Below are 17,985 nucleotides of genomic sequence, written 5' to 3'. Positions count from 1 at the left end.
CTTTCAAGCATTCACAAAGTTCCTGGCTTTCGAAATAATTTTTCTCGTGGTACACTAGAGGGTAGGTAATAAACGTTATTAAAAGCGAGGTTTTAAAATGATTCGATTTGCCAAAAAAGAAGATGGGACAGCCGTCGCCAAACTAATACTGGTTATTTTAAAAGATATGGAGCTAGATTTTTTAGATGAATTCGGTGAAGAGAAAGCTCTGGAAGTTATCGCTGCATGCTTTGAAGATCCGACTTACCGTTTTGGCTACGCACGAGGATTAGTTGAAGAGATTGACGGTGAGATCGCGGGAGCCGTTTTCGGTTATCCCGCCAACAAAGAAGCAATCATTGATTTGCCATTGGAAAATTATTTGCGATCACAAGGGATCACTGAAGATGTTCAGATGTTTATCGATCCAGAAGCCTTTCCAAATGAATGGTATTTGGATTCGATTGCTGTGGATGAAAAATTCCGCGGACAGGGAATAGGATCAAAACTATTAACAGCAGTGGATCGTCTAGCGACTCATGAAGGCGAAAAAGTTATTGGTCTAAATGTAGACAAAGCCAATCCGAATGCTAAGCGCTTGTATTTGCGCGATGGTTTTAAAGACGTCGGTGAAATAATGATCAGCGGTCATTTGTATGATCATATGCAGCGAGAGGTCAAAGGATTTGATCGAATTAAGCGTCACAGTTCAAACGATTTATGAAAGACTTTGGAGATAGAAAACGGCTAAAACTTTTAATCAAAGTTTTAGCCGTTTTACTTAATTCTGTGAAAATGTGACTTCTAAAATTGTTTCTGGTTCCTTATTTCTATTGCGATTATAAAGCCAGTAATCCATGATCGCTGCCACACAAATACATATTGGGGCGTCATCGGGATTGGTGACATCTAAGACGTAGAAATCGCCAGTCAACAGAGTGGCTTTATCCATCGTCATAATCGATTGGTTAAAGTGATTAATTTTGTATTTATGGTTGTAAATATCTCCATAGACTGCCCAGTGAAGCTGCTGTATGTAGTAAAAATCCCCTGGCCAATGAAAAATTTTATGAAGCACACCAACCTTTGTGTGCTCATAATAAATCTCAAATTTGCGGCCAAAGATCACACTGGCTTGCTTGATATAGGCTACGATATGACCGTCCATTGCATAGAGCGAGAGGACGTTTCCTTTTCGTCCCCAATGACCTACCATTAAATACAGCGGGACACCTTTGTTATCTTTGACGATCGTTCGTGTGGTGGAACTTAATTGTTTTTCTTGAATAAAAAATTCAGTCATGTTACTCACACCTTTTGATTTTTATTATTCAGAAAGGATTCGATCGATTGCCGTTGCTACTCCATTTTCTTCATTCGTATCAGTGACATGCTTCGCAATTTTTTTGATCGCCGGTGCGGCATTGCCCATTGCAAAGCTGGTACCAGCATATGTCAGCATACTGACATCATTAAAATTATCGCCTAAGGCCATCACTTGATCAGCGTTAAAGCCGCGTTCTTCAGCGAACTGTTTTAATGCGATGCCTTTTTGCGCATTGACATGATTAATCTCAATATTAGTTAATTCAGAAGCTGCAATCGCAAGGTCACCCATTTTTTCTAATTCACTCGTGACCACCTTAAGTTGCTCGGGTCCATTTTTATCAAAGGCGATGATTTTTAGCACATCTTCGTCATTATCAATGAGCGTTTGGCGCATATCCTTAACAAAAGTGATCGGCGTCAGCGATAAATGTCGAGAAGAAGCGGCAATCGCCATCTTTTTAGAAATACCTGGCGTTCTATCTATTATATGCTCAGAGAAAAACTCGATCCGCATCGGCTGATTTGAAGAATAGACATGTTCAGCAGTAAAAATCTCATAATAAAGATCGGCATTTTCAAGAGCATCCATGACTTCAAACGTTTTTTCTTTGCCGATCGGAATCGTAAAAATCGTTTCTCGTTCAGCATTCACAACATGAGCGCCGTTTAATAAAATCATCGGGACATGGATGTCTGCTTCATCTAATGAGATTTTAGCATGGCTCATTCCGCGTCCAGTTGCTGTAATAAATTCAATTCCTTGAGCTTGAGCTTTCTGAATGGCTTCGATATTTGCTGTCGGGACTTGCATTTGATCGTTCAACAGTGTACCGTCCATATCAGAGGCAATGAGTTTTATCAAAATTATTCACCTAGCTTTCCTATCATACACGGATAGTGTACCATAATCCCAGAGCGGATAACCATGTCGAGATTATTCTTTAAAAAGAATTATTTGCACAGCTCAGTATGCAGAAATAATATCAGAGACAAAGGATGACAGTTCTGCTTTTCGCAGTTCACTTTGTTCAATGTCAATCCTCAAATGTTACTCGTGTTATGGTAAGAAATAGTTAGCAGAATGGTATACGGCATGAGCATCAAACTAATTTTTCTGAAAGAGAAATTAATACATCAATACGATTAAGGATGCCAGTTCTGCTTTTCACAGTTCGCTTTGTTCAAAGGTCAATCCTCAAATGTTACTCATGTTAGAGTAAGAAATACCTAGCATAATGGTATACGGCATGAGCATCAAACTAATTTTTCCGAAAGAAAAATTAATACATCAATACAATTAAGGATGCCAGTTCTGCTTTTCGCAGTTCACTTTGTTCAATGTCAATCCTCAAATGTTACTCATGTTAGAGTAAGAAATACCTAGCATAATGGTATACGGCATGAGCATCAAACTAATTTTTCTGAAAGAAAAATTAATACATTAATACGATTAAGGAGTGTCTAACATGAAAGAAATCATCCATAATGATTGGCAAAATGTTTTAGCCGATCAGTTTCAAGCACCATACTATTTGAAACTGCGGGAATTTTTGAAGCAAGAGTACAGTACCCAAAAAATCCATCCTGATATGTATCATATTTTTGAGGCACTGGAATTAACGCCATATGATCAAGTCAAAGTCGTGATTTTAGGACAAGACCCTTATCACGGAATCGATCAAGCCCATGGCTTATCTTTTTCTGTACAGCCGGGGGTGAAGATTCCTCCTTCATTACGGAACATCTATCAGGAGATGCAAAGTGACTTAGGAATTCCTCCAGTTCAACATGGTAATCTTGTCAGTTGGGCAAAACAAGGTGTGCTCCTGCTTAATACCGTATTGACTGTGCGTGAGGGTCAGGCATACTCACATCGCGGTCAAGGTTGGGAACAGCTAACCGATGCAATCATTGAGCGCTTGAATGAACGTGAAAAACCAATCGTCTTCATTTTATGGGGGAAACCAGCGCAAGAAAAAATCAAGATGATCGATACGACTAAGCATGCAATCATCAAATCTGTTCATCCTTCGCCACTATCTGCCCATCGCGGCTTCTTAGGGTCAAAACCATTTTCAAAAACCAATCAAATCTTGACCGGATGGGGCGAATCACCGATTGATTGGCAGTTGCCTGAAACAGTGTAGTATGACAACGGTTTCTGTTATAGAGACAGTTTGTGAAAAGCCTCTTAATTCATATTTACTAGATTTTAATCAGTGATACAGAGGTTTTATTCTGTCCTTTTCTTTTCATTAGAATTGTTGTATGATAGATAGGAAATAAATATCTGGAGGTTTTATCGTGGATCTATTTGATAGTTTGAAATTTAAGATTATTCGTCGCAACATTAAAGTGGCATTTCCTGAAGCAACTGACGCACGTATTCTTGGCGCCGCATCTCGTCTAAAAGCAGAGGAACTAGTTGAACCAGTTTTGATTGGTAATTTGGCTGAAATCGAGAAAGCTGCTGGCGCTCGTGGAATCGCTTTAGGCAACTTCACGATCATTGATCCAGATCATTTTGATCGTTGGGATGAGATGGTCGAAGCGTTTGTTGAACGTCGTAAAGGAAAAGTCAGTAAGGAAGACGCTGAAAAAATTCTTAAAGATGAAAACTACTTTGGTACAATGTTAACTTATATGGGCATCACTGATGGAATGGTATCTGGAGCGATCCATTCAACAGGCGACACTGTTCGTCCAGCATTACAAATTATCAAAACAAAACCAGGCATTAGCCGTACAAGTGGAGCGTTCTTGATGGTTCGCGGCCGCGACCAAGAGAAATATTTATTCTCCGACTGTGCAATCAATGTCAATCCAACTGCACAGGAATTAGCAGAAATCGCTGTAGAATCAGCTAAGACGGCTGAATTATTCGATATCGAACCAAAAGTGTCCATGTTGAGCTTCTCAACAAAAGGATCTGCAAAATCTCCTGAAGTAGAAAAAGTGGCTGAAGCAACAAAGATCGCCCAAGAATTGGCGCCAGATTATTTGATTGATGGTGAATTACAATTCGATGCTGCTTACATTCCAGGTGTCGCACAATTAAAGGCACCTGATTCAAAAGTAGCTGGACAAGCGACTGTCTTTGTATTTCCTGAATTACAATCAGGAAACATCGGCTACAAGATTGCTCAACGCTTTGGCGGATTTGAAGCAATTGGACCAATCCTACAAGGGTTGAACAAACCAATCTCTGATCTTTCTCGTGGTTCAAATGAAGAAGATGTTTACAAACTTTCAATCATCACAGCAGCACAATCACTGATGGATTAAAGCTTATTCGTCATAAATAAAAGACAGCAAAGCAAGAATTCGAGACCATTCGAATTCTTGCTTTTTTTGCGAGTTCGACTTTTCGCAGTTTGTAAAGGTTGATGGAAGGTCTATTTGTTAAGGCAATATAAAGTATGGAAAGTATAGTCGAATCGTATGCGAAACGAAAATAGGGGTCATTTTTCTGGTATTTAGAAAAATGAATACCTAAAAAGGAGTTAGCTGTCAGTTCTGCTTTTCGTAGTATACAAGGATCGAAATCAGTTAATTTCATCTAGGAAGAACCTGATTATGAAGTGTAGCAGAATGATATGCGAAACGATAATAAGACTCATTTTTCTGAACTTTAGAAAAATGAATACCTTAAAAAGAGATAGCTGCGAGTTCGACTTTTCGCAGTTTGCAAAGGTTGATGGAAAGTCTGTTAGTTAAGGAAGTTTAGTGTACGGGAAGTATAGTCGGATCGTATTCATGGAAAAATAACCTCATCCATAGTTAGCTAATTGTGAGCAACTGGGAAATTTCCCAGCGCTAGACACTTTAGTTCAAGGATGGAACAAAATTCCCTAGCTTATCCCATAGTATTGTAAACGCTTTTTACAGCCTGTATAGTCAAAAGTGTAAACAGGAAGAAGAACTTATTGGAAGGAGATGTGTTTTTGTCATGATGGAAAAGATTCAGCGCTTTGGAGGGGCGATGTTTACCCCGGTGCTGTTATTCTCATTTTCGGGAATAATGGTGGCACTTTGTATCATTTTCAAGAATCCTATGCTTGTTGGAAGCATCGCGACTGAAGGAACAACCTGGTATTCCATTTGGAGTATTGTAGAAAATGGTGCCTGGACGGTCTTCAATCAGATGGAGCTATTATTCGTGATCGGGCTATCGATTGGGCTAGCAAAAAAAGCAAATGCTCGAGCGGCGATGGAGGCATTCGTTGTATATACCACCTGTAATTATTTTATTTCCTCAATGCTTGAATACTTCGGCGATTTTTTCGGAGTAAACTTTGCAGCTGATCCTGGAGGAGAAAGTGGCCTTAAATTAATTGGTGGAATCAAAACACTAGATACCGGAATTATTGGTGCAATTTTTATCTCAGCAATTGTTGTCTTTCTGCATAATCGCTATTTTGAAAAGAAACTGCCAGACTTCCTAGGAATCTTTCAAGGATCGTCATTCGTTGTTATTTTGGGATTCTTCGCAATGCTACCGATTGCTTTTCTGATTTGTCTGATCTGGCCGAAAGTTCAACAAGGAATCGGTTCTCTGCAAGGCTTTCTGGCAAGCGCAGGAATCTTCGGCGTTTGGCTCTATACCTTTTTAGAACGAATCCTGATACCTACTGGACTGCATCATTTTATTTACACACCTTTTGTTTATGGTCCAGCAGTTGTCGAAGAAGGAATTACCAAGTACTGGATGGGACATTTGCAGGAATTCGCGCAAACAACAACACCTTTGAAGCAGTTATTCCCAGAGGGCGGTTTTGCTTTGCATGGCAACTCTAAGATATTCGCATCTCCTGGTATTGCAGCAGCCTTCTACTTTACAGCTAAACCAGAGAATAGAAAGAAAGTTTTAGCGATTCTTATTCCAGCAACCTTAACCGCAGTTTTAGCGGGGATAACCGAACCATTGGAATTCACCTTTCTATTCGTATCACCACCGCTTTTCGCAGTTCACGCTCTTTTAGCCGCAACTATGGCGGCAACTATGTATGGCTTTGGTGTTGTAGGAGATATGGGCGGGGGCTTCATCGATCTATTGGCGAAGGTTTGGATCCCGTTGTTCCAGAATCATAAGAGCATGATCTTTATCCAATTGTTTATCGGACTTGCGTTTATTGTGATCTACTTCTTCGTCTTCCGTTTCTTGATACTTAAGTTTAATTTAGCAACGCCAGGTCGGGAAGAAAATTCGCAAGATATTAAACTATATTCAAAAAAAGATTACAAAGCAAAACAAGGCGGCAACGCACCTGTACTTGAGGGTGCGAATCAATATACTGAACAAGCAGCAGTCTATCTAGACGGCTTTGGCGGAGCAGAGAATATTGAGAAGGTCAATAACTGTGCCACTCGCTTGCGAATCACTGTCAAAGACGAAAAGCTTGTTCAACCAGATGACGTTTTCCGATCAGGTGGAGCACACGGCGTTGTTCGAAACGGGAATGCCTTCCAGGTTATCGTTGGTCTGGATGTGCCGCAGGTCAGAGAACAGTTTGAAACACTGATGGATACAGAAAACTAGGAAATTAAAGGAGAGATTTTAGAAATGAAGAAATTTTCAATTGTCATTGCAGGTGGGGGAAGTACATTTACCCCGGGGATCGTCTTGATGCTTTTGGATAACTTAGATAAATTCCCAATTAGACAAATCAAGTTCTATGATAATTTAAAAGAGCGTCAGGATCATGTAGCAAATGCCTGTGAAATTTTATTAAAGGAACGTGCACCAGAAATCAAGTTCGTCGCTACGACTGATCCGGAAACGGCCTTTACCGATGTTGACTTTGTGATGGCCCACATTCGTGTCGGATTGTATGCAATGCGTGAAAAAGATGAAAAGATTCCATTGAAGTATGGCGTTGTGGGTCAAGAAACCTGTGGTCCTGGTGGGATCGCATATGGCATGCGTTCAATCGGTGGCGTATTGGAATTAGTCGATTATATGGAGAAATACTCACCAGATGCTTGGATGTTGAACTATTCTAATCCAGCAGCGATTGTGGCTGAGGCAACCAGAAAATTAAGACCAGAATCAAAAATCATCAATATTTGTGATATGCCTGTGGGAATTGAAGAACGGATGGCGCATTCGATCGGCTTGAAGTCACGTAAAGAGATGGAAGTTCGTTATTACGGTCTGAATCACTTTGGCTGGTGGACAGATATTCGCGATAAAGAAGGCAATGATTTGATGCCTCAAATCAAAGCGCATGTTAAAGATCACGGCTATTCATTACCGGAAGAGATTGAGGCATCTCAGCATACAGATGCCAGCTGGATGCATACCTTTGCCAAAGCGAAGGAAGTTTACGCTTTAGATCCAGATACGTTGCCGAATACTTATTTGAAATACTACTTCTATCCGCAAGATGAAGTTGCACATGCAAATCCTGAGTATACGCGGGCAAATGAAGTAATGGCTGGTCGTGAACAGCACGTGTTCAGCGAATGCGACCGTATTGCAGAAGCTGGAACAGCGGAAGGAACATCTTTAGAGGTTGATGAGCACGCAAGTTATATCGTCGATCTTGCTCGCGCAATCGCTTATAACACCCATGAAAGAATGCTGCTGATCGTGCCGAATGAAGGAGCAATCGTCAACTTTGATGAAACGGCGATGGTTGAAGTACCATGTGTCGTGGGCAGCAATGGACCAGAACCATTGACTCAAGGCAAGATTCCACGTTTCCAAAAAGGCTTGATGGAACAGCAGGTTGCGGTTGAAAAATTAGTGGTTGAAGCTTGGGCGGAAAAATCGTATCAAAAATTGTATCAAGCATTGGCACTGTCAAGAATCGTACCAAATGCCCGGATTGCCAAAGAATTATTGGATGATCTGATTGAAGCGAACAAAGAATTTTGGCCAGAATTAAGCTAGTTGCGATGAAAAACAACATTTTTTCCTCCTCCATCACGTATAATAGTGTAGGAGGGGGAAAATTATGACATTAGAACAGTTGATCCACCAACATTTTGCAGAGTTGAGTGAGTTGGATAAAGAGATTTTACAATTTATGTTGGAAAATCCTGATAAGGTCCGATCCTCAGGAATCATGGAGCTAGCTGATATGGTTCATGCGTCCAAATCTTCAGTATTAAGAACAACCAAGAAGCTTGGCTTTTCCGGATATTCAGAATTAAAATATTTTTTACGACACACTGAAACTAATGAACAGCAGGAAACTAGCGACAAGGATATTTTTGAGAAGCAGCTTGATGATATCAAAAAAACAATTGATTATATGCAATCAGTGAATCTGGAGCCAATCAATGAGATGTTTGATCGAAGCCAAACGATTTATTGTTATGCAACTGGTTTTTCTCAAAAAAATATCATCGACGAGTTCTACAAGATGCTATTAAATGTGGATAAACGGGCACTGGTCTTGCCAAATAAAACAGAGTTGGATATGGTGATGCCGATGATCACTCAAAATGATTGTGTAGTCGTTGCTTCCTTAAGTGGTGAGACAGATGAAGTCAAAGAAAATCTAACATCGTTTGAAATGCGGAAAATTCCAGTACTGGCTGTTACGGCAGTTGGAGATAATTATTTTGCAAGACACAGCACGTATCATCTAAATTTTTATTGCGACTTTTTTGTTATCGGCAGAAGAAGACTTCAATCTCAATCATTGATCGGGCTAAGCTGTTTGATGGATTATCTGATTCGCTCTTATGGTATTTATACACTTGATAAAAGTACTGATCCAACGAATTAAATCTAGTTTTCATGAAAGGAAGAATTAAAAATGATAGCGCTTAAATCCTTAAGAGTCAAAAGAAATGTGTTGCTGGGCTATTGGATCCTGATGCCAGTGGTCTTTTATTTCTATTTATTTTTAGTCAGCTTCAATCAACAGGTGAGCATCCAACAACTGATTCTTCAGATTCCGGGATTGACATTAGGATTGCTGCTGTCATTTCTGATGCTCTTTCAAGCTGCGTGTTTGTACTTTATGGGGTCACAGGCGGACAAGCCTACCTTATTTGAAAAACGGTTTTTGACCTTTAGTTTGTTTCAGCAAGTTCTGACTGGGAATATTATTGGCGCTGCCTTATGCTATTTTTATACTAGAAAAATGTTTGCCGAAAACCAGCCTGTTTCCAGTAACACGAGGGTTATTTTCTACTTTGCGATTGGATTTATTAGTTTGATTACTGTAATTATCTTATTTATTGCGATGAGGATGAAAGGAGCATAAAGATGTTTTCTATGTTTAAAAAGAAGAGCAAAGCAGCCATTTGTAGTCCAGTGAAGGGACAATTAATGCCGTTATCTGAGGTGAATGATCCAGTATTCTCTGAAGGAATGATGGGACCAGGCTTTGCGGTCGAACCAGCCAGTGATGATATTTATTCTCCTGTTACGGGAATCGTCACCAGTGTTTTCCCAACGAAACATGCGATTGGACTCGAAATGAATGATGGAAAAGAAGTTCTGATCCATATCGGGATCGATACAGTAGAATTACAAGGTCAAGGTTTCGATATCCTTGTTAGCGAACCCAATAAGGTCACACCAGAGACAAAGCTGGCTGTTATTGATCGAGATTATTTGAAGTCGCAAGGGAAAGAAAGTACAATTATGGTTCTGTTTCCTGGCTCGAACGAGAACTTTTCAATCGAAGCGAAAGAGATAAAAGCCGGTGAAGAAGTAATATAAGCTAAGTTTATTAGAAGAAAAAGAGTGGGTATGATGAACAAGTCATCATACTCATTTTTTGCGTGTAGAATACAGAATCTTTTTCTTTTCTCTCAATGGCTAAATCGTTATACTAAATTGGTAGCAGAAAAGAGGGGAAGCAGCGTGATAACGTTAATAGATACAGCGGCCACGGAAAAATTAGGGAAAATCATTGGTGCAGTGGCTGAACCCAGTGACAATTTAGTATTAACAGGTGATCTAGGAGCAGGCAAAACAACTTTAACCAAAGGGATCGCCTTAGGTTTAGGAATTGATCAAATGATCAAAAGTCCCACTTATACGATCATTCGTGAATATCAGCAAGGGCGTTTACCGCTTTATCATATGGATGTCTATCGGATCGAATCGGGTGCCGATGATCTAGGTTTAGATGATTATTTTGAAGGTGACGGACTTTCAGTGATCGAGTGGGGCCAGCAGTTAGGTGAATATATGCCAGAGGATTATTTGGAATTGGTTTTAGCAAAAGATGATCAGGATGAAAATCTGCGTCGCGTTGATTTAATTGCGAAGGGAAAACAATCGGAAGAATTTAAGGCACGAATTTTGAAAGCGTGGGAAGCGGAATGAGTGAAGTCGAGATCACATTGAGAGAAGCAATCCCGGATGACGCAGCTGATTTATTACAGGTCAGTCAGAAAATCGCCGAGGAAACAGATTTTTTGATTATGGATGAAGTGGGCTTGGGCTTAAATGAAGAAATGTTGAGCCTGCAATTAGCGGACTTATACGAAAGCGAGAATAATCTGCTTTTATTAGCCCTTGCGGATGAAAAAATCGTCGGTATGGCTTCTGTCAAAGCCGCATCGGAATATACAGTATCCCATATCGGTGAAATTGGGATCAGCATACTGAAGGAATTTTGGGGGATCGGTCTGGGAACGGCACTATTGGATGAAGTGATTTATTGGAGTGAGAATGCCTCACCATTACACCGTTTAGAATTGACCGTTCAAGAAAGAAATGAGCGGGCGATTCATTTGTATCAGAAATTCGGCTTCGAAACTGAGGCGACGATGAAACGTGGAGCACGAGATGGTCAAGGGAATTATTTAGATGTCTTGCTGATGAGTAAATTGATTAATTGAAAAAAGCGAAGCAGTGCGCTTCGCTTTATGTTTGATTACATTGGCAGTACTAATTTTTTTAAAGGATCAACACCAAAATGATCTTCTTGATACAATAGGATTTTGGCACAAGCTCGGCTATCTTCCAGCGCATCATGGTGATGCTCCAGCGGAATCGCCAGCTCTTCGCAAACGGTGTTCAATCGATGATTCGGCATTTCTGGGAATAACCGGCGACTGGTACGCACGGTACAAAGGGAAAGATAGGACGGTTGCTCTAAATCATAGTAATCGAGACAACCAGCTAAAACCTTTGTATCAAATCCGGCATTATGCGCGACGATCAACCGATTATTCTGATAGTAGTGTTTGATCTCCTGCCAGACATCGGGAAACTTCGGTGCATTTTCCACGTCTTCTGGATGAATCCCGTGGATCTGAATATTTTTCCAGAAAAACTCTGTTTCTGGTTTGATTAAAGAATAATACTCGCCAACGATTTGGCTATTTTTTACCATTACCAGCGCCAGCGAACAAGCACTATGCGATTGATAGTTGGCAGTTTCAAAGTCCATTGCAATAAAATTCAACCGATTTCACCTCTTCGCCATTGTTTTAACATATTTTATTCAGCGGCGAAAGTCCTGCGGGAAAAGTTTCAAACTTTTTAAAGGTTGATATCCAGCTCTACTGGGCAATGGTCGCTGCCGAAAATTTCAGTGTGTATCTTCGCGTCTTGCAATTTTTCTTTTAGATCTTCAGAAACGACAAAGTAATCGATCCGCCATCCTGCATTGTTTTTACGGGCGTTGAAGCGGTAGCTCCACCATGAATATATCCCTTCTTGATCGGGATAAAAATGGCGGAAGGTATCGATATAGCCGTTCTCTAATAAGATACTAAATTTTTCCCGTTCTTGCGGTGTGAATCCTGCATTTTTTTGATTGGTTTTCCAGTTTTTCAAGTCAATATTTTCATGTGCGACATTCAAATCGCCGCAGAAAATGACCGGTTTCTTTTCTTTTAAGCCATTTAAGTAATTTAAGAAAGCCTCTTCCCAAGTCATTCGATAATCTAGACGTTTTAATTCATTTTGCGAATTGGGAGTGTAGCAGGTGATCACATAGTATTCAGGGTATTCTAGCGTAATAACGCGACCTTCCTGATCATGTTCGTCAATGCCTAGACCATAAGTCACATTCATCGGTTCGTGCTTAGTGAAGATTGCAGTACCAGAGTAGCCCTTTTTCTCAGCATAGTTCCAATACTCATAATAGCCTGGCAGATCCATTTCGATTTGTCCGGCTTGTAACTTGGTTTCTTGCAGACAGAAAAAATCGGCATCCAATTTGTTAAATTCTTCCATAAAGTTCTTTTTCATCACGGCACGCAGACCGTTGACGTTCCAAGAAATTAATTTCACAGTACATTCCTCCTATTTTGTTTTGAAGTAATCATTTTTCAAAAAAATGAAACTTATGCTCACCACGTATATCATTCCGCTAAAGTGCACTAGCTCTGCAGTGCAATGATTTTGAAACATTATTCATTCAGCTTCAAAAAACAGCAAAAAGCGGAACTGACATCCTAAATTCAATGATGCATTAATTGTAACGAAAATAAGGTGGAAAGCAAAGAAGTTGGACGGATTATCCAGCAATAATTGATTAATTAAAAAGAAAGCTCTTGAAAGGAGTCTTATTTATGAAAATCGGAGTTATCGGCATCGGTGGCATTGCCCAGAAAGCTTATCTGCCAACCTATGCTAAGATACGCAAGGAAGCAACATTTATTTTCGCAACACGTAATGATGACGTGCGGGAGAAAATTTCGCAGGAGTATGATTTTGCGAATACAGTTGCGACGATCGATGAGCTATTGGCTGAAGAAATCGAGGCATGCTTTATCCATGTAGCAACAAAAGTCCATTTTGAGATTGCCAAGCAATGTCTGGAATCCGGTGTAGCTGTTTTTATCGACAAACCAGTCAGTGAAGATGTACAGGAGGTTCGCGAGCTGCAGGAATTAGCCAAAGAAAAAAATCTACTATTCATGGTGGGATTCAATCGCCGATTTGCGCCGATGGTGGATCAATTAAAGCAGCTTCCGCAAAAACATGTGATTCATTTAGAGAAAAATGAACCGAATCATGGAATGAATGCGCAATTCGGTATTTATGATCTGTTTATTCATTTAGTAGATACCGCAGTGTACTTGCTAGACGATGAAATCATGAGTGTTCATTCTAAGATTCGCGAAGAAAAGGGCCAAATGACCTATGCCCAAATGCTGCTTTCGACAGCGACCACCGAATGTATTTTATCGATGGATATGATGAGCGGTGGGAAAATGGAACGTTATCAAGTCAGCTCGCCGGAGCAAACATTGATTCTAGATCAATTGACTGATCTGACGATCAAACGTGGAACGATTGAAGAGTCTCAACGCTTTGGTGATTGGACAACGACCTTGGAAAAACGTGGATTTGAGCAATTAGTCGTCAGCTTTATTGCGGCATTAAACGGTGAAGAAGTTGATTTACGACAAGAAAATGTTCTGTTAAGTCATGAGCTGTGCGAACAAATGCTTCGACAACACATTCGTCATCAGCTATAAGGGGTGGTAAGTTTTTTTCCAGCATGCTAAAATAGCAAGGATGTTTGAAAAATTTACCCGTAATGAACGAGAAAGGCTTATCAAAGTGAAAATTACAGAATTATCAAATGCACTACCAAACGTGAAAATCCTTTTGGATGAACCTTTAATGAATTATACTTTTACAAAAACCGGCGGACCTGTGGACGCTCTAGCATTTCCAAAAGACAATGAGGAAGTTAAGTCGTTAGTCGATTACTGTCGTTCAAATGACATTCCCTGGATCGTTTTAGGCAATGCCAGCAATCTCATTGTTCGTGATGGCGGAATTCGCGGTGTAGTAATCATGCTGACCGATATGACAACGATTCGTGTAGAAGAGGACACAATCACAGCTCAAGCAGGAGCGAAATTGATCGATACCACTTATGTAGCATTGGATCATTCGTTGACTGGGTTTGAATTTGCCTGCGGCATTCCTGGCAGTATCGGCGGAGCAGTCTTCATGAATGCTGGAGCCTATGAAGGACAGCTTGAAGATGTTTTTGAATCGGTCGATTTATTGTTAGCTGACGGAACTTTTGAAACGTGGTATAAAGATCAAATGAATTTCTCTTACCGTCATTCGGCGGTTCAGGATCAACCCGCGATCGTATTGAGCGCCAACTTCAAGCTAGCGCCGGGTGATCACGATCAAATCGAAAAACGCATGAAGGAATTAACGGAGTTGCGTGAGTTGAAGCAACCGTTGGAATACCCATCATGCGGCAGTGTCTTCAAACGCCCAGTCGGATATTTTACCGGGAAGTTGATCCAAGATGCCGGCTTACAAGGCTTAGTATGGGGCGGAGCGCAAATTTCTGAAAAACACGCTGGCTTTATAGTTAACATCAATAACGCCACAGCAACCGACTACATTGAGTTGATTGCGCATATCCAAAAGACAATCAAAGAAAAATTTGATGTAACTTTAGAAACAGAAGTGCGGATTCTCGGAGAAGAACCGAAATAAAAAAATGCTTGGTTGAAATCAATCTTGATTTCCGCCAAGCATTTTTCTATTTTTTCATCAATCGCAATAAAACGGCACAGACACCCATAGTCGCAATACCAGCAACTGCTGCCTCAACTAACCCGCTGCCGAAGATGATTCCCAGAATGACGCCATACACAGCATCCGCTGTAACCTGAAGAACATTGGCATAGCTGTCTTTGAAGAAGAAGAAGATCAAGTTCATGACTAAAATTGTATTTGTCATTGAGCCTGCTAGTCCAGCAATGAATAAACTAACTGGCAGGGCCTTTTTCTTCATTAAGGCATGTAATCCTTTGTAAACAAAGTAGGGCACCACACCAATTAAAATACGAGGAATAATTGCTACGATAATGGCACGCCAATCGCCTTGATTCGTTAATGGATTTGCGATAAAAGGCGAAAAGACAAATGACATTGGTGTGATGATGATTGTCGCTCTGACCAAACTAATTACACCAAAAACGGCTCCTAGTCCAGCCCCAATTCGCGGGCCCAATACAATCGAAGCAATAATCACAGGGATATGCATCGTTGTTGCGTAGATCGGGCCAATTGGAATGAAACCTAGGGGAGTGACCGCTAAGATAATCATGATGGCTAAAAACATCGCAGTCAAAGTAAAATTTTTAACATTTTTCTCTTTCATTTGTTACTCCTTTAATTTTGAATTTACGATATGCACGATTTCCGCGATATCTGCTAAAGCACCGCGACCATAATCACCGCAAGCTAACAAGGCTTCTCTTGGTTCGATTTCTTGATAGCCCACTTCCTTTAATGTTGCTAAGTTTCTTTGGACGATCGGGTTTTGATACATATAGGTATTCATTGCTGGTGCGATCACCTTTGGTGTATCTGGCAGCAATGCTAAAGCTACGGTTGATAATAAGTCATCAGCAATTCCGTTGGCTAATTTACCAATAATATTAGCTGAAGCAGGAGCAACTAGAAAAAGATCAGCTGCTTTAGCTAAGGCAATGTGATTGATTAAGGCTGCATCTGGTTCTTCGATCACATCAAGATGTACACGACGATGGGATAATGATTGAATCGTCAATGGTGTGATAAACTCAGTGCTGCTTTTAGTCATGACAACATCTAAGTTATAGCCTAGTTTAGTTAGTTGGTTAGTAATATCAGCTGCTTTATAGGCTGAGATACTACCGCTGACACCTAAAAGGATATTTTTCATTTTGCTTCCTCCAGTTTCATGACTTCTTCTTTGATTAGCTCCGCGATTTCTGTTTTCGTATGGGCTTCTTTGACTTTTTGCTGTTTGTTGATCAGATAGCCATGATGCTTTTCCCCGCGAATCTCAGCTAAGTCATTGGCTAAGATGAAATCGGCTTGATTTTTTTCGAGACTAGCTTTCGCGACATTCAATAGTTCGATCATTGGCACGTCAACCAATAGTTTAAACCCTACTAAGATTGTTTGGGGCTGCAATTTTTTGATCAAAGAAATAATTTTTGGATTTTTCTTTAGTACCACCACTAGATGATCGGTGTCAGAAGAGATTTTTTTCTCTGTCCGTTCATTGGTGATATCAACTAACGCTTTTGGTAAATCAGCTGGTTGTGTAGCGATTGCTGATTCCAGATCTTCAAGTGTGACCGAGCTTTCTGGTGTGAAATCACTAACGGCCATGCTGTGGATCACGGCGTCGTAAGTATTTGCGGTCATTAATTCCTTCAAAGTTCTTTCTAGATCAACTGTCGATTCAATCAGATAGTGATGGATTAATTTTCCTTCTGGTTTGACAGCATGACGGGTAGTGATCATATCAATCACGACATCGTCTTTGGCAAAACTTTCCGCGATTGCTTTGCCTAGTTTACCGCTGGAGTGATTCGTAATGGCACGTACATCGTCGATTTTTTCTGAAGTACCGCCTGAAGTAATTAGGATTCTCACTAGTCTTTTCCTCCTAGAGCAACAATTGTGCGACCAACATGTTTTCCTGCTAGCAGGGTATCCGCCGTTTCTTGCACTTGCTCCAATTCAATTTGTTGGACTTGGAAATTCGCTGGCAGTGACCATTCGTTTGCCATTTTTGTCCAAAGCTTTTGCCGTTGGTCCATCGACGCTTCTACTGAGTCGATGCCTAATAAATTAACACCTCGCAAAATAAAAGGCAAGACAGTTGTACTCAATTTGATGCCCCCCGCATTTCCGCACAGAGCAGCACTGCCGCCGTAATTAATAAATGGAAGGACTTGAGCTAAGGTATCGCCGCCAACTGTATCCACTACAAAATCAAAAAGCTGCTTATTTAACGGACGATTTTTTTCTGGAAATAGTTCGGCAGGGGATAAAACAGAGGTTGCGCCTAACTGTTTCAAGTAATCCACTTGATCCTCTTTACGGCTCAAAGCGATAATTTCTTTGCAGCCGATTTGTTTGAGAAAATGCAGAGCAAAACCGCCAACGCCACCTGTCGCACCAGTAACGAGAACACGACTATCGGCATTTAGGCCATGAACCTGCAAAGCATCAACTGATAAAGCAGCTGTAAAACCAGCCGTGCCAAAAGTCATTGCCTGTTTTGCGGATAAGTTTTTCGGTAGAGAAACGACCCAAGCAGCTGGAACGACTTGAAGATCGCTCAACCCGCCATCTTGCTTAACGCCTAAACCATAGCCGGTGACTAACACGTCATCGCCGACGTTGAATTTCTCGTCTTTGCTTTCAATGATCGTACCAGCTAAATCGATGCCGGGGGTCATCGGATAATCTCGTAAGACACCCGTATTCGCTTTGGTTGCCAAGGCATCTTTATAATTGATGCCAGAATAAGCTACTTTAATCAGAACTTCGTTTTCTTCAATTTCAGGTTTGGAAAAAGTCTCAATCTCCGTGTGAAGGGTTTCATCATTTATTACGCGAAAGCGGCGATACTTGGTCATTGCTCGTTTCCTCCTATGTCTGTTGGGTTGTTTATTTTTAGTGGGTAGTCCCATGTTTTTGTATTTATCAAACTCGCAGCTAGCTCACGAGTATAGGAAGTATTTTTCCAAGAACGCGAAAAATACTCAGATCTTCGTACGCATACCATTCTGCTAAACTGCTCTTATTATTTATTGAAAAGAATTCATTGATCAATTTCGAACCTAACGAACTGCCAAAAGCAGAACTGGCAGCTAGCTCATAATAAGGAAAGAATTTTTCTAAGGACGTGAAAAATTCATTGATCTTCGCCGCGCATACGATCCAACTAAATATCTTGTAATTTAGCATGTTTCAAAATGTAAATC

At 40.6% G+C, this 17,985-nt stretch carries 20 protein-coding genes; 12 read left to right on the top strand and 8 right to left on the bottom strand.

Annotated elements, in window-relative coordinates; all coding sequences use genetic code 11:
- Positions 1-97 precede the first annotated feature (97 nt).
- Positions 98-703, top strand: a complete 606-nt coding sequence (locus tag E6139_RS14755) for a GNAT family N-acetyltransferase (protein ID WP_316403872.1) — start codon at positions 98-100, stop codon at positions 701-703.
- A 57-nt stretch (positions 704-760) separates the two neighbouring features.
- Here E6139_RS14755 and E6139_RS14750 read toward each other — a convergent pair whose 3' ends face one another.
- Positions 761-1,282: a hypothetical protein gene (locus tag E6139_RS14750; protein WP_316403871.1), complete on the bottom strand. Its 522-nt coding sequence runs from the start codon at positions 1,280-1,282 to the stop codon at positions 761-763.
- Positions 1,283-1,306: 24 nt separating this feature from the next.
- Positions 1,307-2,170, bottom strand: a complete 864-nt coding sequence (locus E6139_RS14745; protein WP_316403870.1) for a Cof-type HAD-IIB family hydrolase — start codon at positions 2,168-2,170, stop codon at positions 1,307-1,309.
- Positions 2,171-2,774: 604 nt separating this feature from the next.
- Here E6139_RS14745 and E6139_RS14740 point away from each other — a divergent pair.
- The 9 genes from E6139_RS14740 to E6139_RS14700 all read left to right on the top strand — a co-directional run bounded on the left by E6139_RS14740 (position 2,775) and on the right by E6139_RS14700 (position 11,121).
- Positions 2,775-3,455: a uracil-DNA glycosylase gene (locus E6139_RS14740; protein WP_316403869.1), complete on the top strand. Its 681-nt coding sequence runs from the start codon at positions 2,775-2,777 to the stop codon at positions 3,453-3,455.
- Positions 3,456-3,612: 157 nt separating this feature from the next.
- Positions 3,613-4,593: a phosphate acetyltransferase gene (pta, locus tag E6139_RS14735; protein ID WP_316403868.1), complete on the top strand. Its 981-nt coding sequence runs from the start codon at positions 3,613-3,615 to the stop codon at positions 4,591-4,593.
- Between the two features lie 664 nt (positions 4,594-5,257).
- Entirely contained in the window at positions 5,258-6,847 is a 1,590-nt protein-coding gene (locus E6139_RS14730; RefSeq protein WP_316403866.1) for an alpha-glucoside-specific PTS transporter subunit IIBC, read from the top strand.
- Positions 6,848-6,871: 24 nt separating this feature from the next.
- Positions 6,872-8,203 (top strand): 6-phospho-alpha-glucosidase, encoded by a 1,332-nt coding sequence (locus E6139_RS14725; protein ID WP_316403865.1) that lies wholly within the window; start codon positions 6,872-6,874, stop codon positions 8,201-8,203.
- 64 nt (positions 8,204-8,267) lie between these two features.
- Positions 8,268-9,047, top strand: a complete 780-nt coding sequence (locus tag E6139_RS14720) for a MurR/RpiR family transcriptional regulator (protein WP_316403863.1) — start codon at positions 8,268-8,270, stop codon at positions 9,045-9,047.
- A 30-nt stretch (positions 9,048-9,077) separates the two neighbouring features.
- Positions 9,078-9,530, top strand: a complete 453-nt coding sequence (locus tag E6139_RS14715) for a hypothetical protein (RefSeq protein WP_316403861.1) — start codon at positions 9,078-9,080, stop codon at positions 9,528-9,530.
- A gap of 2 nt (positions 9,531-9,532) precedes the next feature.
- The gene (locus tag E6139_RS14710; protein ID WP_316403860.1) at positions 9,533-9,991 is read left to right on the top strand and encodes a PTS glucose transporter subunit IIA; all 459 of its coding nucleotides are present in this window, start codon (positions 9,533-9,535) and stop codon (positions 9,989-9,991) included.
- A 144-nt stretch (positions 9,992-10,135) separates the two neighbouring features.
- On the top strand, positions 10,136-10,603 hold the full coding sequence (gene tsaE / locus E6139_RS14705) for a tRNA (adenosine(37)-N6)-threonylcarbamoyltransferase complex ATPase subunit type 1 TsaE (protein ID WP_316403858.1): 468 nt from the start codon (positions 10,136-10,138) through the stop codon (positions 10,601-10,603).
- Positions 10,600-11,121: a GNAT family protein gene (locus tag E6139_RS14700; RefSeq protein WP_316403857.1), complete on the top strand. Its 522-nt coding sequence runs from the start codon at positions 10,600-10,602 to the stop codon at positions 11,119-11,121. The genes tsaE and E6139_RS14700 overlap by 4 nt, the downstream gene beginning before the upstream one ends.
- A 35-nt stretch (positions 11,122-11,156) precedes the next feature.
- Here the strand turns inward: E6139_RS14700 and E6139_RS14695 are convergent, their stop codons facing one another.
- Together E6139_RS14695 and E6139_RS14690 are read right to left on the bottom strand one after the other, a co-directional pair.
- Positions 11,157-11,690 carry a 3'-5' exonuclease gene (locus E6139_RS14695; RefSeq protein WP_316403856.1) on the bottom strand — a complete coding sequence of 178 codons (534 nt, stop codon included), beginning with the start codon at positions 11,688-11,690 and terminating at the stop codon, positions 11,157-11,159.
- A 77-nt stretch (positions 11,691-11,767) separates the two neighbouring features.
- Positions 11,768-12,523, bottom strand: coding sequence for an exodeoxyribonuclease III (locus E6139_RS14690; RefSeq protein ID WP_316403855.1), 756 nt, complete (start codon positions 12,521-12,523; stop codon positions 11,768-11,770).
- A gap of 281 nt (positions 12,524-12,804) precedes the next feature.
- Here E6139_RS14690 and E6139_RS14685 point away from each other — a divergent pair, with 281 nt between their 5' ends.
- Complete coding sequence (locus E6139_RS14685) at positions 12,805-13,716, top strand: Gfo/Idh/MocA family oxidoreductase (RefSeq protein ID WP_316403854.1); 912 nt, start codon at positions 12,805-12,807, stop codon at positions 13,714-13,716.
- An 85-nt stretch (positions 13,717-13,801) separates the two neighbouring features.
- Entirely contained in the window at positions 13,802-14,707 is a 906-nt protein-coding gene (gene murB / locus E6139_RS14680) for a UDP-N-acetylmuramate dehydrogenase (protein WP_316403853.1), read from the top strand.
- Between the two features lie 46 nt (positions 14,708-14,753).
- Here the strand turns inward: murB and E6139_RS14675 are convergent, their stop codons facing one another.
- The 4 genes from E6139_RS14675 to E6139_RS14660 are packed head-to-tail and all read right to left on the bottom strand — an operon-like array spanning position 14,754 to position 17,637.
- Complete coding sequence (locus E6139_RS14675) at positions 14,754-15,377, bottom strand: ECF transporter S component (protein WP_316403852.1); 624 nt, start codon at positions 15,375-15,377, stop codon at positions 14,754-14,756.
- A gap of 3 nt (positions 15,378-15,380) precedes the next feature.
- Positions 15,381-15,923, bottom strand: a complete 543-nt coding sequence (coaC, locus tag E6139_RS14670; RefSeq protein WP_316403850.1) for a phosphopantothenoylcysteine decarboxylase — start codon at positions 15,921-15,923, stop codon at positions 15,381-15,383.
- Entirely contained in the window at positions 15,920-16,645 is a 726-nt protein-coding gene (locus tag E6139_RS14665) for a phosphopantothenate--cysteine ligase (protein ID WP_316403849.1), read from the bottom strand. Before E6139_RS14665 ends, coaC begins: the two co-directional genes overlap by 4 nt.
- Entirely contained in the window at positions 16,645-17,637 is a 993-nt protein-coding gene (locus E6139_RS14660) for a YhdH/YhfP family quinone oxidoreductase (RefSeq protein ID WP_316403847.1), read from the bottom strand. Before E6139_RS14660 ends, E6139_RS14665 begins: the two co-directional genes overlap by 1 nt.
- Positions 17,638-17,985: the final 348 nt, after the last annotated feature.

The sequence above is a fragment of the Enterococcus sp. genome, assembly GCF_032555305.1.
Lineage (GTDB): Bacteria > Bacillota > Bacilli > Lactobacillales > Enterococcaceae > Enterococcus_A.
The sequence above is the reverse complement of the archived record's forward strand: the minus strand, read 5'-3'. Positions and strand labels throughout refer to the sequence as shown.

Excerpts from the sequence above, each read along its gene's own strand:
- E6139_RS14755 (WP_316403872.1), top strand. The coding sequence starts at position 98 with ATGATTCGATTTGCCAAAAAAGAAGATGGGACAGCCGTCGCCAAACTA.
- E6139_RS14750 (WP_316403871.1), bottom strand. The coding sequence starts at position 1,282 with ATGACTGAATTTTTTATTCAAGAAAAACAATTAAGTTCCACCACACGA.
- E6139_RS14740 (WP_316403869.1), top strand. The coding sequence starts at position 2,775 with ATGAAAGAAATCATCCATAATGATTGGCAAAATGTTTTAGCCGATCAG.
- E6139_RS14730 (WP_316403866.1), top strand. The coding sequence starts at position 5,258 with ATGATGGAAAAGATTCAGCGCTTTGGAGGGGCGATGTTTACCCCGGTG.
- E6139_RS14725 (WP_316403865.1), top strand. The coding sequence starts at position 6,872 with ATGAAGAAATTTTCAATTGTCATTGCAGGTGGGGGAAGTACATTTACC.
- E6139_RS14720 (WP_316403863.1), top strand. The coding sequence starts at position 8,268 with ATGACATTAGAACAGTTGATCCACCAACATTTTGCAGAGTTGAGTGAG.
- E6139_RS14715 (WP_316403861.1), top strand. The coding sequence starts at position 9,078 with ATGATAGCGCTTAAATCCTTAAGAGTCAAAAGAAATGTGTTGCTGGGC.
- E6139_RS14710 (WP_316403860.1), top strand. The coding sequence starts at position 9,533 with ATGTTTTCTATGTTTAAAAAGAAGAGCAAAGCAGCCATTTGTAGTCCA.
- E6139_RS14700 (WP_316403857.1), top strand. The coding sequence starts at position 10,600 with ATGAGTGAAGTCGAGATCACATTGAGAGAAGCAATCCCGGATGACGCA.
- E6139_RS14685 (WP_316403854.1), top strand. The coding sequence starts at position 12,805 with ATGAAAATCGGAGTTATCGGCATCGGTGGCATTGCCCAGAAAGCTTAT.
- E6139_RS14675 (WP_316403852.1), bottom strand. The coding sequence starts at position 15,377 with ATGAAAGAGAAAAATGTTAAAAATTTTACTTTGACTGCGATGTTTTTA.
- coaC (WP_316403850.1), bottom strand. The coding sequence starts at position 15,923 with ATGAAAAATATCCTTTTAGGTGTCAGCGGTAGTATCTCAGCCTATAAA.
- E6139_RS14660 (WP_316403847.1), bottom strand. The coding sequence starts at position 17,637 with ATGACCAAGTATCGCCGCTTTCGCGTAATAAATGATGAAACCCTTCAC.